The organism is Candidatus Nomurabacteria bacterium (assembly GCA_020632395.1).
Lineage (GTDB): Bacteria > Patescibacteriota > Dojkabacteria > SC72 > JAHDCA01 > JACKFQ01.
Genome location: JACKFQ010000001.1, coordinates 60,676 through 81,775 on the forward strand (window position 1 = coordinate 60,676; position 21,100 = coordinate 81,775).

21 protein-coding genes and 1 tRNA gene are annotated in these 21,100 nt (G+C 38.4%); 12 read left to right on the forward strand and 10 right to left on the reverse strand.

Features of this window, described 5'->3' with window-relative positions:
- Window positions 1–6: 6 nt before the first annotated feature.
- On the forward strand, window positions 7–951 hold the full coding sequence (locus H6763_00270) for a S1 family peptidase (protein MCB9803250.1): 945 nt from the start codon (window positions 7–9) through the stop codon (window positions 949–951).
- A gap of 251 nt (window positions 952–1,202) precedes the next feature.
- Here the strand turns inward: H6763_00270 and H6763_00275 are convergent, their stop codons facing one another.
- Window positions 1,203–1,991 (reverse strand): hypothetical protein, encoded by a 789-nt coding sequence (locus H6763_00275; GenBank protein ID MCB9803251.1) that lies wholly within the window; start codon window positions 1,989–1,991, stop codon window positions 1,203–1,205.
- Window positions 1,992–2,022: 31 nt separating this feature from the next.
- On the reverse strand, window positions 2,023–3,027 hold the full coding sequence (locus H6763_00280) for a hypothetical protein (GenBank protein ID MCB9803252.1): 1,005 nt from the start codon (window positions 3,025–3,027) through the stop codon (window positions 2,023–2,025).
- A 138-nt stretch (window positions 3,028–3,165) separates the two neighbouring features.
- Between H6763_00280 and H6763_00285 the strand changes: the two genes are divergently transcribed.
- From H6763_00285 to H6763_00305, 5 genes are all read left to right on the forward strand, one after another.
- Window positions 3,166–4,101 carry a hypothetical protein gene (locus tag H6763_00285; GenBank protein ID MCB9803253.1) on the forward strand — a complete coding sequence of 312 codons (936 nt, stop codon included), beginning with the start codon at window positions 3,166–3,168 and terminating at the stop codon, window positions 4,099–4,101.
- 42 nt (window positions 4,102–4,143) lie between these two features.
- Window positions 4,144–4,692, forward strand: coding sequence for a hypothetical protein (locus H6763_00290; GenBank protein ID MCB9803254.1), 549 nt, complete (start codon window positions 4,144–4,146; stop codon window positions 4,690–4,692).
- A 241-nt stretch (window positions 4,693–4,933) separates the two neighbouring features.
- Window positions 4,934–5,386 carry a hypothetical protein gene (locus tag H6763_00295; GenBank protein ID MCB9803255.1) on the forward strand — a complete coding sequence of 151 codons (453 nt, stop codon included), beginning with the start codon at window positions 4,934–4,936 and terminating at the stop codon, window positions 5,384–5,386.
- Between the two features lie 405 nt (window positions 5,387–5,791).
- A complete protein-coding gene (locus H6763_00300) occupies window positions 5,792–6,721 on the forward strand; it encodes a hypothetical protein (protein ID MCB9803256.1) in 930 nt (309 codons plus the stop codon).
- Between the two features lie 309 nt (window positions 6,722–7,030).
- Complete coding sequence (locus H6763_00305) at window positions 7,031–7,747, forward strand: hypothetical protein (GenBank protein ID MCB9803257.1); 717 nt, start codon at window positions 7,031–7,033, stop codon at window positions 7,745–7,747.
- A 3-nt stretch (window positions 7,748–7,750) separates the two neighbouring features.
- On the opposite strand, the gene H6763_00310 is transcribed toward H6763_00305, so the two are convergent.
- Window positions 7,751–7,822: transfer RNA gene (locus H6763_00310), tRNA-Asn, on the reverse strand.
- Window positions 7,823–8,048: 226 nt separating this feature from the next.
- Window positions 8,049–8,552, reverse strand: a complete 504-nt coding sequence (locus tag H6763_00315) for a YdcF family protein (GenBank protein MCB9803258.1) — start codon at window positions 8,550–8,552, stop codon at window positions 8,049–8,051.
- Between the two features lie 327 nt (window positions 8,553–8,879).
- On the opposite strand from H6763_00315, the gene H6763_00320 reads away from it, so the two are divergent.
- The 4 genes from H6763_00320 to raiA are packed head-to-tail and all read left to right on the forward strand — an operon-like array spanning window position 8,880 to window position 11,761.
- Window positions 8,880–9,431 carry a hypothetical protein gene (locus H6763_00320; GenBank protein MCB9803259.1) on the forward strand — a complete coding sequence of 184 codons (552 nt, stop codon included), beginning with the start codon at window positions 8,880–8,882 and terminating at the stop codon, window positions 9,429–9,431.
- Complete coding sequence (gene amrB / locus H6763_00325) at window positions 9,428–10,246, forward strand: AmmeMemoRadiSam system protein B (protein ID MCB9803260.1); 819 nt, start codon at window positions 9,428–9,430, stop codon at window positions 10,244–10,246. The genes H6763_00320 and amrB overlap by 4 nt, the downstream gene beginning before the upstream one ends.
- 1 nt (window position 10,247) lies before the next feature.
- Complete coding sequence (locus tag H6763_00330; GenBank protein ID MCB9803261.1) at window positions 10,248–11,159, forward strand: radical SAM protein; 912 nt, start codon at window positions 10,248–10,250, stop codon at window positions 11,157–11,159.
- Between the two features lie 17 nt (window positions 11,160–11,176).
- Window positions 11,177–11,761 carry a ribosome-associated translation inhibitor RaiA gene (gene raiA / locus H6763_00335; GenBank protein MCB9803262.1) on the forward strand — a complete coding sequence of 195 codons (585 nt, stop codon included), beginning with the start codon at window positions 11,177–11,179 and terminating at the stop codon, window positions 11,759–11,761.
- A gap of 304 nt (window positions 11,762–12,065) precedes the next feature.
- Here raiA and H6763_00340 read toward each other — a convergent pair whose 3' ends face one another.
- Complete coding sequence (locus tag H6763_00340; GenBank protein ID MCB9803263.1) at window positions 12,066–12,944, reverse strand: SurA N-terminal domain-containing protein; 879 nt, start codon at window positions 12,942–12,944, stop codon at window positions 12,066–12,068.
- 178 nt (window positions 12,945–13,122) lie between these two features.
- Between H6763_00340 and H6763_00345 the strand changes: the two genes are divergently transcribed.
- Entirely contained in the window at window positions 13,123–14,193 is a 1,071-nt protein-coding gene (locus H6763_00345; GenBank protein MCB9803264.1) for a hypothetical protein, read from the forward strand.
- Window positions 14,194–14,213: 20 nt separating this feature from the next.
- Here H6763_00345 and H6763_00350 read toward each other — a convergent pair whose 3' ends face one another.
- From H6763_00350 to prfB, 4 genes are read right to left on the reverse strand one after another with little or no spacing between them, the layout of a single operon-like run.
- Window positions 14,214–15,554, reverse strand: a complete 1,341-nt coding sequence (locus H6763_00350; GenBank protein ID MCB9803265.1) for a hypothetical protein — start codon at window positions 15,552–15,554, stop codon at window positions 14,214–14,216.
- Between the two features lie 11 nt (window positions 15,555–15,565).
- A complete protein-coding gene (locus H6763_00355) occupies window positions 15,566–16,495 on the reverse strand; it encodes an ABC transporter permease (protein ID MCB9803266.1) in 930 nt (309 codons plus the stop codon).
- 5 nt (window positions 16,496–16,500) lie between these two features.
- Window positions 16,501–17,313 carry an ATP-binding cassette domain-containing protein gene (locus H6763_00360; GenBank protein MCB9803267.1) on the reverse strand — a complete coding sequence of 271 codons (813 nt, stop codon included), beginning with the start codon at window positions 17,311–17,313 and terminating at the stop codon, window positions 16,501–16,503.
- 43 nt (window positions 17,314–17,356) lie between these two features.
- Complete coding sequence (gene prfB / locus H6763_00365) at window positions 17,357–18,436, reverse strand: peptide chain release factor 2 (GenBank protein MCB9803268.1); 1,080 nt, start codon at window positions 18,434–18,436, stop codon at window positions 17,357–17,359.
- Window positions 18,437–18,456: 20 nt separating this feature from the next.
- Between prfB and H6763_00370 the strand changes: the two genes are divergently transcribed.
- Window positions 18,457–20,124, forward strand: coding sequence for a 2,3-bisphosphoglycerate-independent phosphoglycerate mutase (locus tag H6763_00370; protein ID MCB9803269.1), 1,668 nt, complete (start codon window positions 18,457–18,459; stop codon window positions 20,122–20,124).
- Window positions 20,125–20,333: 209 nt separating this feature from the next.
- On the opposite strand, the gene ung is transcribed toward H6763_00370, so the two are convergent.
- The gene (gene ung, locus H6763_00375) at window positions 20,334–20,996 is read right to left on the reverse strand and encodes a uracil-DNA glycosylase (GenBank protein ID MCB9803270.1); all 663 of its coding nucleotides are present in this window, start codon (window positions 20,994–20,996) and stop codon (window positions 20,334–20,336) included.
- Between the last annotated feature and the right edge of the window lie 104 nt (window positions 20,997–21,100).

Consider the following 21,100-nt stretch of genomic DNA (forward strand, 5'->3'; position numbering starts at 1 on the left):
ATCTTTTTGTCAACCAATATTAGACAGTCAAGTGAGAGTCTGAGTACCGAACAAGCAGATGCGCTATATGGAGGAACGACGAATCCGACAGAGTATTTATATGCGGGGTATATCATGGATTATTCGTCACTTTTTGGTCGGGAGGTCTGTGGGGTAACATACCTGGAAAATGGAGTAGCTGTATCAGCCGCACACTGTTTTGAAGATGATAGGGTATATTTTTTAGGAGATGGTGTCATCTCTACATCACCCGATCAGAACGCACCGATCATTAGATATGAATTACACCCGGAATGGAATTTTGATACATTGAGCAATGATATTGCGATCATAAAGTACAATACATCTTCGACATTCAATCCTATCACCACCAAACTAGGTTCACCCGACATCAGCTGTGATTATGAAGTCATCGCATACGGCGCGACAGATCAGAAGGTGCTAAGCAATCAAGATTTGAGACGTAGTGCTACGATCTGTATTGAATCCATATCACAGGACAAGTTTTATCTAACCAGTCCTGATGGAGGAGTGTGTTTTGGTGATAGCGGCTCACCGATATTTCGTAAAGGAAGCGGAGAACTTGTTGGTGTAATGTCTGCGATCACAGCAACTAGTGAGCCGTATTCAGAGGATAACTGTTTTGTAAATAACGCAGCAGTTGCTACTAGGGTCGATGCATATTCACAATTCATTGACGGAGCTGGTCAAGATCTGTTGTCTCAAGATTTCTGTACATCTGAGACACCTTCGTGTGCAGGAGGCGAAGGTTGTTATAGTAACCAATGCAGGAAACCAAATGATTTCCTGTATATCAGCGCGTTAGATTATCGATCGGCAAATTATGCCTTTGGAGATGCGTTGGGACTTGGGTTATTAGGTATCTTTGGGGTATTTGGAATTATCTTCATTGCGATCATTGTTCGTAGCTTCAGAAGAACATACTACTAGAAGATTTAACTCAGGTGAATTTGCTACTCTACTGCCATTTATAAAGCACGCATGTGTACATATGATTTGCTGTCTAGCACGCTGGTGCTGTCTAGCACGCTGGTGCTGTCCGGTACACTGGTGCTGTCCGGTACGCTGGTGCTGTCCGGTACGCTGGTGCTGTCCGGTACACTGGTGCTATAAGAATCGACATAAATGAGGATCCCATACACTCATGAAGAGAGTATGAGTTCGATAGGAAATTTTGGGGGTTACTTTTTAGTTGAACCCTTTTCGTTTTTAGAAACTGTAGACCTTTTTCCTCCAGATCTACCTGTAAAGATCGAATCGATCTTGGTTCGTAGTTGTAATAGCTCACTTTGCATTTTCTGCATATCTGTCCTTTGTTTCTCTACATTTTGGGTGAATTTATAGAGTTTCTTTTGAGCTTTCATATATTGTTCAGATTGTTTGCCTAATTCCCGGTTTGTTGCTATCAAGCGCCTATTTAACTCCCCTGTCAGAGAGTAATTCCGCTCATTATTTCTCTGATAGATATATATCATGACCGTTATCAGAGCCATACTCGCATAATGTGATACCAACTGACTACTTGTGAATGGAGTTGAGATCAGTCCAATAGATTGTAGTGAGAGGATAGTCGCAAGCAATGAAAATAGAATGAGACTTAGATATAAACCATTTCGACTTCCTATGAGGAAGAATATCATCCCAGGGAAAATATATGACCACATCATTCCTTGATTCGCAAATCCTCCGCTCAATGTGTTGTTCATTACTAAAGCAGTAAGAACGATAGATCCTGTCAATCTGGTTATATTTGTTTTATTTGTTGTGATCAGGTGGATCGTAGAAACCAATAGCGCAAAGGCGAACAGAAGCTCGATAAAACCATCTGCTTGATCACCCTGAGTTAGATTAAGAAAAGAATAGACTGCTAGAGCCGTGATCCCAAGTATGTTTATAAACATTAGGAATTGGGTCTCAACCCTTTTCATCTTATCCATATATACATCTGTAATGTATCCTTGTGGTCTCATTATCTTCAAATATAAAAATTATTATTTGGTACTATTCATTGTCGATAAGTACCTTAGTATCGAGCATTGTGAGTTTGGTAAACTCCAGGTTGTTATCTTCGATCGACCGTAATTTCTTTTTATCAAGTTTTTTGCTCAAATATATCTCGCCAATTGATCTGATCATACTCACAATTCGCTGATCCAGACTGTTACTGTCTAATATCTCTCTGTCGTCTGCAAGGAGTATGAAACCCGACAAGAAATTATTGATCCGTAATCCAATAATTATTAAAGATACGACATCTGTATCATCAAACAACTTACGGGAAAATTTGTATTTATTTCTGTTCTTTAGAGAGAGGACTAAATAATCCTTCTCATTAAGGGTGTTAAGTAGTTCTTTCTGGTGTGGGATGTTTTCGAGTGCACCTTCTGCTAACAGTTTTGATCGTTTAAGTACAGCAAGAGCTGATATTGAGCTTGAGTATTGAGTTATGACAGGTTTTCGATCTGCTGAAACCTCGTAGACATATGCTCCTGAGATGACCAAGCGATCTCTGCACATATTGAGGAGCTTCTCAGCAGATTCATGGAGCGTAAGATCTCTTGATAAGTTGAATAATACATCTTCAAGATCATCCACAAAATTATTTAGTCTCCTTAAAGTTAGATTCGCATTTTGTGCCTGATCCCAGAAGTATTTTCCAGTCTCAGCAAGTGCAACTGCAAATACTGTGTAGATCACTAGGGTGAAAATAAACTGAGAGATATTTGGATGTAATGTAAACCTAGCAAATGCAAAGGCTTGAAGATCTATCAACAAGATCTGAGATAGATAAACCCACCTGGGATGAAATATCCCGAAAAGAAGAACGATCGAAAAAGGTAGGAATAGGATCTCATCTGGAGAATTGGGCAACATAGCTTTTATATTGATCACGCCTATCATCGCTGTAAGTACCATCAAAAATACACTCGAGATAGGGGGGGTTGCCATGTGTTCAATAGTGAAGTGTTTATCTTTTGTACTTTGGAAAAGTTTTAGCAATTTCATTATTTTGGGGCAGACATGTAGTATTTAATACAATATATCATCAAATAGATGATCGTGTCATGTATGAGGTGGTGGTTTGTAGGGATAGACTTATAGTAATTATGGTTATATAATTATATTATTTTTATCGAATACTAAATGTCTGATCAAGGTACACCACCGACACAGAGCCCTAATCGTCAAGATTATCTAACTGAAGCACGCAAAGCATACATTAATGATCCGACAATTCACGGACGCATTGAGGACATTAGAAAGCTTTTAGGAGTAATGTACCCTAACTACCCCAGTAGACCTAATCAGCAACGTTCTTTATCAGATGAATTAGGTCTTAAAGAAGATAGCAGACAGGAAGACGGTAAAACACCTCAAACATTGAATGATTTAGCAGCTGGTTTGCTAGCTAGCATTACAGAATCAACCGTAGATTATGGTCAACTAAGATATTGGTTAACTGACGAGGACAACGATCCTCCCGGCGATGATGCGAAGACTGGTGACGGTATTGAAAGTTATTATATGCCACATCAAAGTTATGTGGACAATATAAATTGGAAACTACAAAGAGGGGGGGCTACTTCACGGTATCCTTTCATATTACCTGGAATCGAACAGATTTTGAAAGAGTACAAACGCGCAATCGATTATCGAGTAAATGGTCTTAGTCATATTCCACCGTCTTTGGAAACATTCCCAATGAAATTAACGGATCTATTCAACGATGTTCCGACTGTAGGATTGTGTTTGAGAGTAATTTATCATCATATGTTTACAAGCATTGACATGAATTTTGCGGTGCCTTTTGAATTCGAGGATGAAAATGGACAGCTAAAATTGCAAAAACAACAAATGACATCATACGTGGCATGTGTTTTGGCATCTATCATGCTTTTTCGGAATGTGATTAATATAGATGAATATCCTGGAAGCGAACGATCCAAAAAAGCAGAAAAGTACCTTTTTCAGTTTTTGCTAGAATGTGATGGATACTACGGAGATAAACTAAGAGAAGCATTGTTGATAAAATATCTATCTCGGCCTAAGCCGACTACTCTCCCCACAGCCCAGACGTAGCAGGCAACTGAATCTGCATATTCAAATAGGGTATAATATACGATGGAAAACTTCCTCTTACAAATATCAGGTTTGGTTGCAGTAATAATTGCATGGGTGTTTGTAGTTACTCCTGCTATATGTTCAGGTATTGATCCTAAACGACAGACGATCACAAATGCTACTAAAAAGAGCAAACGGGTATCATTCATAATATCATTTGGTCTTGTATTCAGTGCAATTTTCCAGTCAATATTTGCATTATACCTGATCGATAGATTCGATCTTTCTTTCAGCAATATCGGCATTCTTGTATATCTGTCAACAAATATCGCTACTATGTTTCTTGCCTTTTTCCATATCGAACGTCATCCCAAACTCCACATATTTTTCGCTATCTATTACTTTATTGTTTCTCCGATATCTTATGGTTTGATCGGTTCTTCGATATCAGGATCAAGCAATCACCTATTCGAACTTTCTATCCTGATGATACTTTTATACGGTTTTGGAGAATTAGTCTTGCTCTACAAATACCGGGGTGGCGCCTTAGCTGAGATATGGCCGATCTTATTACTGTCGATATGGACAATGGTGTTTACTATCGCCTAGATCGATCATGGTATTTAGGGTGGGGTTTTTGATTAGGTTCTAGAGGAGATCCACAGTAAAGCTACTCCCCGTATCTGAAATATTCCTGTATCTGATATTTAGCTTTGAGATAGATCTATGTAAGATATGCAATTTGTTATATTTAAATAACAAATGTAAATTGAAACATAAATAGTATATGAGTGCTTTCTATAAAGGAATTGTATATAAAATCGGAAATTCGTTCCAAATTGTATATCCGATGAAAGGTATTGAAAGTTTTCTCAAACGAGGAAGCAATGAGATCGAAAATCATTTGACAAAATTAATTGTAAATAGCGAAGGATTTTATGACTCTTTGTTCCAAATAATTATTTTATGGAGTGATGGCAAAGATATAATGACTGATATTTGGTTGTACAAAGGTATTGAATCTGAAGATACAGGATATACAATCGATTGCAGAACATATCGAGATTTTAGTGAAGTTCATGAGGCTGGTATATCAGCGTCTGACGGGATTGTTCTAATTGGAAAGGAAACGGAGCTAGCCGAAGATTATCGGAAAGAAAAAAATCTATTGAAGATTATATACATGGAAATAGGCCTAATATTGGAAATATCGATGTATTTTAAAAAACTCGCCAGATCGGACGATTTTCGCACGATTGATTGGGTGAAGGTGTTGAAGTATCCTGAGTTTGTAGATTCGTGAATAACTGAATTTGTACCCCCTGAATTCTATATGTTCATACACATGTGGATTCTCTAGGTTTGTAGCCTTACTACGTTTGAACCTATGTTAGTGTCTATGATATGAGTTGTAATTTTAAAGCTTCTGCATGGTGGATTGTCTAGTACTTTTCTGATAACAGCTGAAAGCAGTCTATGTCTATGAAAGTATTGGTTTGTAAGGTCTTGAGACAACAATCTTCCATATAGATTGGATGTATTATTAAACTCTATAAAATTGTAATAAACTGCTCTTCATTCGGAAATGATACAATAAAACTACATAACTATTGAAAGATGTGTGTATTGTAGACATCGGGTGGATAGACGGAGATTTCTAGCGGCAATAATATTTCCAGGATAATATCTATATGTTAGAATTTTAAATATGAAAGACAGTGACATACATGTGATAAATGACCCTCCAAAAATGTCCGCAAATGAGGCAGAAGATAAACCCGCAGATAATACCAGCTCTGCAAAGATAAAAACACAGCCTACCTCAAAAGGTCAAACCAGAGAGGTTAAACATCGTAAGTTTATTAACATATCCTTACTTGCCACATTCTTCTTACTCAGTATATTGGTAATGGTTGTCATCGGTTACTACGGATTTAGATACTATAATTATGTAATAGATGAAAACTCACAATCATCGGCCAAACAGCAAGAATTACCCGAGCCAGCGTCTGAGAACGAACAACTGATAGAGTCTGATCCAGAATCTAAGCCTGATCCGGCCCCACTAGAGCCAGTTCCTCATGATCCCGATATTAGATTGGGTACATATTGCATGCTAGGGCTGTATCCAAATCAACAGATCGAATTTTATGGGTCAGATGATAAGTATCTCCTCATAGACAGTTGGAATGTAAATGATGGGGAAGAGAAAGAAATCTCATATACACTTTTTGATGGCAAGAACTACTATTTTTGGAATGAGGGTATATCATCACCATATTTTGATTATTCCGATTCAGCAATGACTTACACGATTGAAGAGGCAAAGGATGATGGTTTAGATTATAGCTATCAACTTAAGGAAGTAGAAAAGCATCCAGAATCATGTTCGGACAAGGAATTTGATTTCTATCTTTTAACCCCTCCAACAAATATTGAATTCAACACAACCCAGATGTTGACAGATCAATATATTGAAGAAAGTGAAAAAAGCGTTGAAAGGCTATGTACTGTATGTCTAGAAGAGTTTTCAAGTAAGGAAGATCAGTTAGAATGTTTCAAGATCAGCAATATCTTCTTTCAGCAGCCAGATGATGTCGTTGAAGAGAATTTCGATCATTACTGCTTAGATCAATAAATGAAAGCTTTGTTTATAGGAGATGGAGTGTTTCATCCCTAATGTTTCCTCACAGATTCCGAGACAACAATTCTTACGATCAGGTATTACTGCTTGAGGTGTTTTATAAATTAAAGAACTGTTGTAGTTCTGAGACATTAAGTTGTCTTATTTGTATGTTTTGCATAGGTGATTATATATTACCAGAATAGGTTGAAAGAATGAAGAATAAAGCTTCCCATATATGACATATTCCTTAACCTGAAATTTAACTTTGAAGTTGATTATTCCAAAATTACTAATCTATAAATTATGCCGTATAGTATAAGTATGAAAGTTATACATACAATAGATAAAAATATTGACATTAAAATGGTCTACACAATGCTTAAATCCAATGACCCATCTGGAAACTGGAATAGAGCAAGTAGTATGGGAATAGAAAGAGGGTTGTTTGATTTAATAACTAAAAGTGAAAGTTTTAGAGATGTAAAATATATATTATCAAATCTTTATGATGAGAAATATCTCAGAGATAAAAAGTTACTTTTTTCAATGAAGAAAGAATTTCAAAATGGATGGAAGGAAATTAACGATATTTTTGAAAAAGAAACTGAAAATGTCGTTGGGAAAGATTGGAAGTATAAAGAATATAAAGTAATTGTGTCTTTGTTTCATCCTGGAGTAAGTAATATGCTAGGAGATATTGTTTATCTTTGGATTTATGATGACTTAGATGTTCATCTAAGAATAACTGCTCATGAACTTCTTATGACACATATTTGGCAATATCTCTTTAAGAGATTTTCAGAAAAAGAGATATATAGTAATTGGAATAAATATTGGTCTATAAACGAAATAACAACGACGTACATTTTGGGTATTGAACCTAAATTAAATTCTTTGTGGTCTGAAAGAATGAAAGGTTATGAAAACTTTTTACAAAATTACCCACAATTAAAAGAAAGTAGAGATACACTAGTTGAGAAATATAAGAATAGGGAAACATTTGATGAATTTGTTGATTATGCTTTGACCTTGTTTTAAATGCTCCGCGGGCAGGACTCGAACCTGCAACCCGCTGGTTAACAGCCAGCTGCTCTACCATTGAGCTACCGCGGAATGACTCTCTGATTTAAATCTCTGTAGAGAACACTTAAGTATTATACTGGTGGCAAACAGTATTCGCAACTATAAATCATATGACGACAACATAGTACAAACAATGGTTTTGGATCATCAGTATACTAACTACAAGAGCTGTTTTTACAGTGATGAAAACCAACGGCAATGATTTTCGTTATTGGTCTGTAGATCGACTTCATCAGATCTATTCTGATCGACCCGTTCAGTATCTTTCCGCAGAATACTCTGGTCTGAGCAGATTTATATCAATATATGCCTTATAAGATGCAAATAGCTCCCTGATAGTGAAAAACCACCTCATATTTGAAACTTCTTCTGAACCATATAACCCCGTGACTTCCATACCAGCGTTCTGACATAGATATATACTTCTTGGCAGGTGATATTTTGAGGTGATCAGTATGGCTTCATTCAGATCATAGATCCCTTTACTTCTCATGCAACTGTCATAGGTTCTATAACCAAATCCATCTAGGAGTATCGAATCAGTAGGTACTTGATACTGATCTATAAGGTAGTTACTCATGACGTCAACCTCGTTATGATCTACGTCGTTGTTTCCTGATAGAAGTATCGTGGAAATTATACCTCGTTGGTATGCTTCTCCTGCAGTATCGAGTCGTTCTTTTAATATCGGATGGGGCGTTCCATCTTCTAATACTCCTGCACCAAGCACTATTGCTGTATTTGGTAATTCGATATCCATACTGATAGTATCTACTGGGTGGATCAAAGACCTGCTATTGAAATTAAACGAAAAAAAAGGTGTGATCAGTAGAATTATCGCGAACCCAAAAAACAATAGATATCTACCAAGATGGTGTTTGTGCACTAAAGTATGGTTTTTTTTGCTAAAGGATCTATTCAATATATTACGACAATTATTTGAAGATCATCAATTACTTCAATTTGATCTTACTATGCAGTAGAATATCATGTTAGCAGGTCTCAGTTCGAGGGTTTTGTCTAGTTTCGAGAATGAGTCCCCTGTTTCGGTATATTTTTAATGTAATCTTTTTGATCAAAATAATAAATGAACAAACTAATGAATAAGATCGTAATATTTGCAGTAATGATAATCGTTGCTTCCTCAAGCTATGTATATTCGCAAGATGCTGGTGGAGGCGAGAATATCGCACGTCCTCTTGATGAGGTTGCCCAACCGGCAGATACTGATTCAAAACCTGTGATATATGTACATGAGGATTGCCCTCATTGTCAGGATGTAGAAGATTTTGTCGCAGCAAATGATCTTGGGGATATGGTCCAATACATGCAACTGAAGGATAATGAAGATAATCTCACAAAGTTGACAGATCTATGGGCAGAATACAATGTACCCGGTGATGGACCTGCTTGGCCTATAATGTTCTATGTAGACTCCGAAGGTGTCAGTACCTACTCCCTAGGTAGTGATCCAATAATTGAGGTCCTAGCTGAGAAATTCAATATAGATATTCCTGATGAAGTTGTCACACCAGATCAGAACTCTAACAGTACGCTTATGATCTTTGGAGGTTTGATACTTGCAGCGATCTTTGGGTTCGGAATTGTTAATATTGCAACTGGTAAAAAGTCTAAGTGAAGAACGTTTCTACGTCAGAAACAAGGTTTCCAATAGGGGCAGGTGTGCACTATCCTGTTTCTGGATCGGAGCTGATCGAAAAGGTCGATGACCTCAAAGGATCGATCGATGTCAAGGTCATAGGCCGTATCAGAGCAATGTTTGTACCATCAATATCCTATGAGTATTCATTGAAGTTACTTCTGTGTGCGTATCTACCAACAGCAAAACATATCGTTGATGAAGCTATCATATTTGCTGATCCTATCATGCATAGATCGCACAATGTGGCGTTGCACCCCGCTAGATTTTGGGAATCCCCCCTCGGTAAGATCGAAGTATCTCATCGGGTGGCTCAACTGACTTCCAGTGATGACCACTCTGTAGATCTTATCCGATCTGATATCCAACCACATGAAGGTGAGGTTTCTATAGAATTACAAATCCCCCTTTTACAATATCTCTGGGATCAAAGTATTCGGATATTACCTTTTATGGTGGGTGATTGTAGCCCTAGGCTACTTTTTGAACAGATAGGTTATAAGATACAGCAAGACGATCTGATAATTGTAGCTTCGACGCTTTCTCGCGGTTTACCAGCTGATTATGCTTCTGATATTGATAAGAGTACTTTACAGAGAATACTTGATCTGGATGTTAAGTATTTTGAAACAAATCCCAATGTCGTATCCTCACCCAATTCATTGTCGTTTCTCCTGGAGTACGCAATAAGAACTGACCTCAAGGCCGTTGTTGTCGGTACTGATTGTGTCAAAACGTCCTTTGATCGAGATCGTACAACCGGCCTAGCATCAATTCTATTTGTAGAAAAATAAAATGATCCGCTCGGTTATTATCTCAACACCAGATCTGAATGATCTAGTTGGGTGTGGTGTCTGTCCAAAGGAGTGCAGATTGATAGATGGTGCTATATGTCGTTCAGGAGTCCGCAGAAGAGTAGGTGATAGGGTAGTACAGCTCAATTACGGTATGTTGTTAAATCTCAGAAAAGGCACGTTACCTATGGGATTCCGAGAAGATGAAGAGGGCCTTTTTGTGTCAATGATAGGAGGCAATCATAAGTTGGCATTTGATCCTGACTGGGGATTGTCACAATTCTATCAAGAGAGGTCTCGAGAGATAGGAAAATTTGAGGCTATGAGGTCAGTAGAAACATCTGGTGATCATTATGCACCAGCAGAACTAGTAGAGTATTCACAGAAGCATGATCTCGAAAAGATCTTTTTTTTTAATGGTGAGCCGGCGGTTAATCTTGATTACATCCTTGAATTATCTAGGGTTGCAAGGAGAGCGGGTATCGAAGTGTATATAAAGAGTAGGGGAACTATACCCGAACAGTATTGGTATGCCCTTACTTCTGACTTATCAGGAGTATCTCTACACCTTGATTCTCTGGACAATTCGTACAATCAGAAGTATTTCAATATTATAACGGATCATATCCTAGAACTGCTTAAATATTTATCAAAGCCTCATAAACTTCGTTCAATATATACAACAATCATCCCAGATGTGAATGACAGAGCACGCTCTCTAGATAGGATGGTAGACATTTTCAACCATGAGATCGATCAAAATGTTGATTGGATAGTGCGATCATTCACTCCGGATCATAAGATGTGGGATCGTAGATCGATCCCGGATGAGGATCTATCAGAGATCATTAATTATCTAACAAAAATATGCAGGATGAATATAATAGCTGATACTGGTAAAATAGATAGATAAGTTAATTCTGGAGATCTATGGAAGAAAAGTTCAAGATCACATTTTCGGGTATGGATGCAACAGAGCCATTAAGACGGTATGCATTAGAAAAATTCACAAAACACCAGCATCTGGTCGATCATATAATTAACGCAGATGTTGTGATGACTCAGCATGTAACACATCGCGGAGTTTCAAAGGATTTCGAGATCACGATCAATGTTGCAGTCCCTAAAGGTATGATCCATGTACAAGAAAGAGGTGAAGATATGTATGCTCTTATAGACACATCATCTGATATCCTTTCCCGAAGGTTGAAAAGATATCATGAGAAATTAAGCCAGTGGGAAGGAGAAAGACCTTGGAAGACCATAGAGCTACAAAAAGAAGAAGATTATCAGACTGAGGGTGATGTCTCAAATTACGCAGATTACGTTCCAACTATAGTTGAAAGGAAAACTATGGAGTATATGTCTCCAATGGCTGAAGCAGAAGCGATCGAAAGAATGGAGTTAAGTGATCGCGACCAGATCCTTTTTAAGAACATTGCATCAGGTAAATACTGCATGATCTATAAACGCAGAAGGGGAGGTTATGCGATAGTTGAACCCGAAGATCAGTAATTCTCGATCAAGCTGGACCTATCGAAGTACTTGAAAGAATATGACACACTTCAAAATATGTTGTCAGTCCAATCGGAAGTAATTGTTCTGATAACATTTCCCAAATGCCGGAGAGTAGTCTATTTTAGTGAGGTTACCAAAAGTAGCGGAAATTCACAAAGAGCAGAAGCACAACTATTGTAAAAGTTGAAAAGATCTTTAGATCAGAAAAGAGCCGAAGCTGAGAAGAGCAGAAGCTGAAAAGAGCCGAAGTTGAAAAGAGCCCCTTGCGGGGCTCTTCTTTTAATTCATAGCAATTTGGTTACTACTTCGTATCCAATCTGCTATTCATATCTGAAAGCAGATCTCGTGTGATCTGTAGAATTCCGTAAGAAGGCCTATCAGTAGTGTTGTTTTGTAGTGTCGCTTCTTCTCTTAATCCGTTCAGCCAAGCACCTGAAAGCTCGTTGAACTTCTGTTTGGTGTATGCTTCTGCAACAGTATCCTTCACATCTTCATAAACTGCATCTTCACCGAAATAGGTATCCTTGAATTCTTCAAAAAAGGCTAGCAGATCTTCTTCAGTTGGTTCAGGTACAACCATAGCTTCAGCTAAAAGTTGGATCTTTAAGTTCCTTCTATATGTTTCCAGGGTCAGACCATTTGCTTCAAGTGCGGCATTTAGTTCCTCCTCACCGCCAACCTCTTCTTTTGTCTGAGCTACTGCGGTATCGACATCTTCATCGGAAACAGTGACATCCTCTTTCACAGCTTCCTGCTTGATCAACTCCTCATTCATCATCTGTGTAGCGATAACATTTCCATAAGCATCCTCGAGTCTGACAAGATACTCACTCCTAGGGATGCGAGATCCATTCACTATAGCAATACTGTAATCGTTATTGATGTACTGGACAACAAAATCTATGACGATCAGTGTCGCAATAACTACTAGAACCCAAGTGACAAATTTCAACATCCTTGGTTTGATAGAGATCGTTCCGGGCTTTTTAGCTTTGGTTTCAGCTTCGGATACTGGTGTGATTTTTTTGACAACCTTAGCAGGAGTGCTCTCTTTAACTTTCGAAACTTTTTCAGATCGAGAAACAGTATCTGAATTTTTTGCTCTATCAGAAGCAACAACCTTCTTTGATCGCTCTTCTGACCTCTTCTTTGACTGGGCTTTTTTATTTGATCTTGCCATTAAAAAATACTCAATAAAATTATGGCTGGTCATTAGTGTATCAGAATAGGAAGATAGAATAAAGTAATAGGATTAAGTCATCGGGTAGATAATGCACACCTGTTTAAAGTTGATGTGATTGAAAAATGGGGCCAAGTGAGACAAAATGATAATGATCTAAACTATCAATGTCTCAAACATGACCCCAATAGTATCATACAAAGAATTCATAAAAAACGCACGAAACAAAAAGCAGGCAAGAGAATTCCTAAAGGCACATATATTAAGAACGGGAGGAAATATATCCCAATCAGCTCATACCTTGAAATGCTCATGGAGGACGATTAAAAAATTGTTGGAAGCAGATGATTTGGACTATGAATCAAAAAAAGCTCCAAAAACTATTCCGCACAAAATACCACAATCAACAGAAGAATTGATAGAAGAGTATCACAAGGAGTCTGGATACGGTCCTGATATGTTGAAGTTAAATTACAAAATACCTCACTCAACTAGTACAATATGGAGAGTCCTTTCTGAAAAAGGATTAATTCGGCAGGGTGAAAGAACATATGTTAAAAAGAAAAAGAATTCTCATATTAAGTGGAAACTTAAAGCGTTTGAGAAATGGCAACTTGATACAAAATATCTTGACGATATCCCAAATCTGATCGGCCCAATACAACAAGGTTTCCTACCAAGGTACGAGTACACTTTAAGAGATATGACTACTGGAACAACATTCTTAGGATATGGTTTAAAGGAGAGATCTGTATATTGTACTTGCTCTTTTGTAGCATTGGCTATGTACCATATGCAGTTACATGGAATCGATACTCACTATGTAACGATACAATCTGATAATGGTCCTGAGATTATTGGTGGGATAAATAAGTCTGGAAATTACAGTATTGAAGATATCGTTGAGGGACAGTTTGGGGCAAGATTTAAGACAATACCTATTAGAAAACCTACTTTTAATTCCCATGTGGAGAGTTTCCATGGGAGAATAGAGTATGAACTTTATGAAAGAATGAATATCTGTTCGGATACTAATTTCGTAAAGGAGGCTAGGGATTTTGAATTACACTGGAATACAAGAAGGAAAACTTTGGGAAGGAAGAAGACTCCTGAATGTATAGCAAGAGAAAGTGGGTTTCTTCTTTCTGAGTGCTTTTACAATTTCCCTGTGTTAATATTTGATATCATTCCTCACAAGGAATCTATGCATTATCTACCCGATGACCTCATAGGATATATTTTTTCCTGATACCGTTTATTTGACGGAGATCATCTCAAGTGCAAATACATTGAGGTTTCTCCATTACCATGATCAACTAGCACATATTTACCACCACAAGCATCAGTGAGGACTTTAGTCACAAAACCATCTTTGATAGCACGAATTGGAGCGCCTGTCCCTCTTGTCGGTATTGGTAAAGATTCACGATATAAACCATAACAGCTGATAGGAGGTACTGTGATCCAACTTCCCGGTTGCTCACCACTAGTGTGACTGACAAAATCGACAGCATAGTATGATCCAATGTACTCATGAGGGAATTGCGAAACGTATCCACCATCAACAGGTACTTCACAGTTGATACTACTGGCATAAGTTCCATACGATATATGAAGACAGTTAATGTTTGGATTTGTCACAACTCCATTGACTCGATATTCGAAATGAAGATGTGAGCCGTAAGAGAATCCGGTGAATCCCTGAAATCCAAGTATATCTCCTTTTTCTACAGGGGTATTTGCCTCTATAGTACCACTTCTAAATAGCTCGAAGATGAGTTGAGTGATCTGTTGGGTCGCTTGATTGGCTGCGGCCTCAAGTTCATCGTAACGAGTGCGATATTCATCTTCCCTGCGCTGACTTTCTGAGAGAAGAGCCTGATATGAACTTTTTTGGGATGCAAGCTCCTCCTTCTCATCAAATAGGTCAGCTCTGTCTCCTTCTGCTTCAAGCTGAACCTTCTTTACCTCTTCCTTCTTTTCCTGTAGTTTTGCCTGTTCTGATTCTAAGAAAGATATCTGCTCTCCCATACTCCCTAATAGCTCTGCATCTTTTTCCTTAAGATCTTTGAGATATTGGATCCTTCTAAGAAGATTGTCTAACTCGTTTGAATTCAAGAATAGCTCGAAAGTAGATATTGAACTGTATTTATACGACATATTGATTCGCTTCTTGATCTTTGCTTTTATTAGTTCGATCTCTTGTGCAATGGTATCCAGTGAGGTTTGTTTTGATTCGATATCTCTATTGAGTATCCTTATTTCGGTAGCTTTCTGCTCAAGTTGAACTTCAAGCTCCTCGATCGTTTTCTCACGTGCTGCTATTTGCGAATATGTGTAGCTGATCTTTTGATACAGATCAAGCTGTTCGTACTCTTCTTGTGAGATCTGAGAGTCTAGTTTCTGTTTCTCATCCGATAACTGTTTTGCTAGATCTTGCAGGTAGTCTAGACATTCATAATCATCCATATAATCAGGACAAGTAGCATCCACAGCTTCCACAGGCTTTACTAGATCACTCTCAGAACTGTAGAGTATATGAAAGAAGCCTATTGCTAAAAGGGGAAGCGCGAGAAACCCAGATATTCTTCTTAATTGAGGGAATTTCATCAGTTTGAAGATCATCTACTCTTCAAATTTAGATTTTTCATAACTGCAAATGAACTACTTGCAAAGCCTACCAAAGCTCCAACAATTCCATGTACACCAAAGAACAGTATTACAAATTTCAGATCAAATGATCGAAGATAATTCAGGTCTAACTCTGTGGCCAATTGTGTCAGGATGAACTTGATATTTGAATCAGAACTACTACCGACTAGAAGATACCATGGGATAATGATCAAACCTGCTGCTATAAGCGAACCGACAGTAGTATACACAACCCCTTCGAGTATATATGGCAATTTGATATACGAATCATTACTTCCCACTAGGTGCATGATCTCGATCTCCTTATGGTGGGCATTTATGTTGAATGCGATAGTGATGAAAACTAGAGAAAGTGTAATTACTGAGAATATTGAGATGATGCCTATCGCACCATATCTGATAGCATTAGATATAGATCTGAGCTGTTTGACTACATCTTCATGATATACAACCTCTTCAATGTAAGGGTTTGTCCTTTGTTCTTCCTTAACCTGATCGGTGATGTACTCTAGATCGGTCAATGAAGATGCTCGTACCTCTAGACTGGCAGGTAGCCAGTCTGCAGACACGGAATCAATCAATTCGGGGTCATCGGAATAGTAGTCAAGATACAATGCAAGAGCTTCTTCTTGTGTGATATATGTGACCTCCTCTATTCCATTTAGTTTTTCGAGTTTATCTCTAACGCTTGAAATCTGAGATTCAGGTGTATCAACTTCGAAATAGATCTGTAACTGGGCTTTGGTTTCAGAGATCCTTACTGCTTGTTGTGCCATGAATGAAACTGCGATGAAGAATGATGCAGTAGCAAAAACTATCGTTGCTACGAGGATAGTGGCAATTGAGAGCCACCTGTTCCTCAAAATGTTCTTTCCAGTATTTGCAATTATCCCTGACATGATGATCAGCTCTCCTTTGTACTTTTAATTTTAGTATCTTTTTTGCTCACAGATCTTTTTGAGATCTCTTTTTTGTTTTGAATTGCTTCCTTATCCTTTTCTATCATTATCGTAAGCCCCTTTTTGTTTTTGGTATTTCCGTTCTCATATTTACTCTTTTTGGCATCTTCAACTATTTTTCCATCTTCCATTCTGATCACTCTCGTATTCATAGCATCCACGATCTTAGTATCATGGCTTACTACCATTACTGTAGTACCCCATGAATTGATCATTTTCAATAGCTCTAGGATCTCGAGTGAGGTGTTTGGATCGAGGTTTCCGGTGGGCTCATCAGCAATAAAGAGTTTTGGATTATTTGCTAATGCTCTGGCTATAGCTGTTCTTTGCATTTCGCCTCCAGAAAGTTCCTCAGGGAATAACTTCGCTCTTTTATCTAGTCCTACAAGTTTTAATAGATACCAGCTTGTTTCAATTATCTCGGCTTTTGGTTTACGAGCGATCTCAAGAACAAATTGCACATTCTCTTCGACTGTTTTACTTGGGATGAGTTTAAGATCCTGAAAGACAACTCCGAGTTGTTGTCGATATAGCGAAAGCATTTTTCTAGGGATTCTTGTCACATCTATATCTTCAAACAGGATATTGCCTTCTGTTGGGAATTCCTCACGGATAAGTAATCGTATAAGTGTAGATTTTCCGGCACCACTTGGACCAACGACAAAGAAAAATTCTCCATCTTCCGCCTTGAATTCGACATCTTCTATTGCAACGATATCGTTCTTATACTTTTTAGTCACTTTGTTGAAATGTATCATGCTCAATATTGGATCCTAAACAAATTCATCTGATAGATACATATTATCCGATTCTGATTTCTGCTTCAATGAATTCATTAAGATCTCCGTCAAGAACATTGTCCGGATCAGTACGCTCAACACCAGTGCGAAGATCTTTTACTAATTTGTATGGATGTAATACATAATTTCTTATCTGGTTGCCCCAACCCGCTACTTTATGCTCTCCCTTGATCTTGTTTATTTCATTTTCTCTTTTTTCTTCTTCTAATTGCCACAACTTTGCTTTAAGTATCATCATCGCCTTTTCGCGATTTCTCTGTTGACTCCGACTTTCTGAATTATGTACGGTCAAGCCTGTTGGTAAGTGTGTTATCTGAACTGCAGTTGAGGTTTTATTCACATGCTGACCTCCTGCGCCACCCGATCTTACAGCTTTGAATTCAATGTCCGAATCAGGGATGACGATATCCTCATCGTCATCTATAACTGGGGTGACCTCCACACCTGCAAATGATGTTTGACGCAGATTTTGAGAATTAAATGGAGATAGTCTGATAAGTCTGTGAGCACCCGCCTCCTTTTTGAGCAAACCAAAGCAGTAATCTCCAGATACTATCATGGTCACAGTAGATATACCTGCTTCATTCCCTTGTACCATATGCTGGGTCTCAACCGTCCAACCCTGTCTCTCAAAATATCGCAGATACATCCTATAAAGCATTTCTGCCCAATCATTGGCCTCTGTTCCTCCTTGACCTGAGTGGATCGAGATGATCGCATCAGCAGTGTCATATTTACCTGATAAATACTTGAAGGTTTGAAAGCTTTCTACATCATTTTTTAATGAATCGTATTCGATCTGTAGCATATCTAAGTCACTTTCTCCTGACATCTCGTATAGCTCCAGCAAACTTTCACCTCGTTTTTCGAGTGATCTGATCGTCTCTACCTCCTTACGGAGATGTTCGAGCTCACGCATGATCTTTCGAGCTTTTTCTTGCTCGTTCCAGAAACCATCTTCCATGCTTAAAGTTTCTAGTTCACCTATCCTTGATATCTTGGTATCAACGTTCATATCAAGTTTGGTATCGTCGATCTGCTTATTGATTTCTGTAAGTAAGTCTTTGCTTATTTGTTCCATTTGAGTATTATATCATCAGTATGTTTGAGAAATTCATTAAAATTGTAAGATCTCCGATCGAGTCTACATCAGTCAAGGATGTTAGGAAAGACCTTGTAGTTTTGATCATCATGGATGGTTTAGGTATACATCCTGATCCTTTAGGAAATGCAGTACTTCAAGCACGTACTCCATTCTTGGATGTTGCATGGAGCAAGGGTTTCAGTACATTGATCCATGCATCGGGTGTACATGTAGGTCTTCCTGAATTGGAGAATGGGAATTCTGAGGTTGGTCATCTAAATATCGGTTCTGGACAGGTAGTCTACCAATCACTACCCCGTATCAATGATGCCATAAAGAATGGGACATTCCATGAAAACCCAATAATTGCTGAGGCGATAAAAAAAGTGAAATCTGGATCCGGCACCGGTTCTAGGATGCACCTGATGGGTGTGCTTAGTGATGGTGGGGTACATGGGCATATTGAGCACCTCTTTGCTTTGTTACAGATCTGCAAAGATTTTGAGATAGATCCTGTTGTTCATGTTTTTCTAGACGGTAGGGATACAGGTCTTACGACTGGTTATGGTTATGTGGAGAAACTCTTAAAAAAGTTCCAGGATCTAGGTATTGGTAGGATCGGGTCTGTATCTGGGCGCTTCTATGCTATGGATAGGGATAAGAGGTGGGAAAGGACACAGATGGCCTATGATGCTATCAGGGGTACTTCCAAGAAGGTAGCAACTGATCCGCTCGATGCCATCAAGAAAGCATATGCAGATGGAGAGAATGATCAGATCTTTACTCCTCTAACTATAGTAGATATGGAGGGGAATCCGCTAGGAGCTGTCCAAGATGGAGATGTCGCTCTTTTCTACAACTTTAGAGAAGATCGTGCAAGACAGCTGACAAAAGCTTTTGTCATGGAAGATTTTCCAAATATCGAAAAAGAGAAAGAGCTTAGGGATCTGATGTTTGTGACAATGACAGGTTATGAGGATGGATTACCAACGAAGGTTGTGTTCCCTCCAAAGAAGATCGAGGAATCATTAGCACGAGCTATCTCAAATAAAGGGTTAAAACAGCTACATATCAGTGAAACGGAGAAGTATATGCATGTCACATATTTCTTCAATGGTGGTATAGAAGAGCCACATGCTGGTGAGGACTTCTTTAATATTCCTTCACCAAGGGTTTTTGATTATTCAGAGACACCAGAGATGAGTGCAGGTGTCATTAGGGATGAAGTTATCTATCGTATCAATCGAAATAAGGATTTTGACTATTCATTCATTATCATGAATTTTGCGAATCCGGATATGCTCGGACATACTGGAAATCTCGAACAAACGATCAAAGCGAATGAATTTATCGATGAATGTGTAAGGGATGTCGCAACAGCGACTCTCAAAGCTGATGGCTGTGCGATCATAATCGCTGATCACGGAAACTGTGAGACGATGATCAATCGTGAAGATGGTACTATCAACACTTATCACACAAATAATCCCGTGCCATTTATTCTACTAAGTCGAATGTCTCAGATAACTCATCAACCAGGTGATAACATTATGAAATTAGGTACAGGTAGAGATGTGCCGGTTTCTGGTCTATTAGCTGATGTGGCTCCTACGGTATTGTCTGTATTGGGCATTGAGACTCCTGATAGTATGACTGGTTTGGATCTACTTGGGGTAATGGGCTGATCATAGAGAATTTTCAATATCAGACATCTACTTCATCTCTCCTCGACGAAATATCTAGCTAAAGAAGCATTTGTACTAGTAATTAAGCTATCAGTTCGATGGCGGTATGTCGGTGCAATGGCGATATATATGTTCAATGCCTATATTTCGATTGAGTTTTTGTAGCTTAGCTCAAACGCTGTAGATTAGTTCAGTGGCTTTAGCACGGTTCAATTCCAATCGATAGGTTCAATATCTTTCAATATCAGGAATTTATTAGTTTTACTGAAATGTTTATTTCCAAAAAAACCGCGATGTGCTGATAGGGGGGATGGATGTGCTGATCTCAATACGTAATGCTTCTCCTCATCGATAACCTCACCCTTTTTCTGGGCGTACGAACCCCAAAGTAAGAATACAAGGTCTGTTTTCTCATCAGAAAGTTTTCTGACAACCGCATCAGTAAACTCCTCCCATCCTTTTCCTTGATGTGAACCAGCCTGGCCCTCGCGTACTGTCAATGTAGCATTCAGAAGTAAAACTCCTTGTTTTGCCCATCGACTCAGATCTCCGTTCTTGTTTACAGAGATCCCAAGATCGTCTTCAATTTCTTTATAAATATTTTGAAGTGAAGGTGGTAAAGCAAGGTCTTTTGAAACAGAGAAGCTGAGACCATTTGCTTGCTTGGGTCCGTGATATGGGTCTTGACCTAAGATCACAACCTTAACTTTCTCTAAAGGGCATGAATCAAAAGCATTAAATATCTTCGGGCCGGGTGGGTAAACTGTGTGAGATCTGTATTCTTGTTTAATAAATTTGATCAGGTTACGAAAATATTCGCTCTGAAAATCATCTTTTAATAGTTCCTGCCAACTTTGCTCTATCTTTATCATCTTCGATTATATCATCCTGTAGCAACCTGTAGTCTGAAGTCTTTGGAGGAGGTCGAATATATGCCTTTATATCAATGTTAAAGTGTCTTATTTGAGCGGTGTGG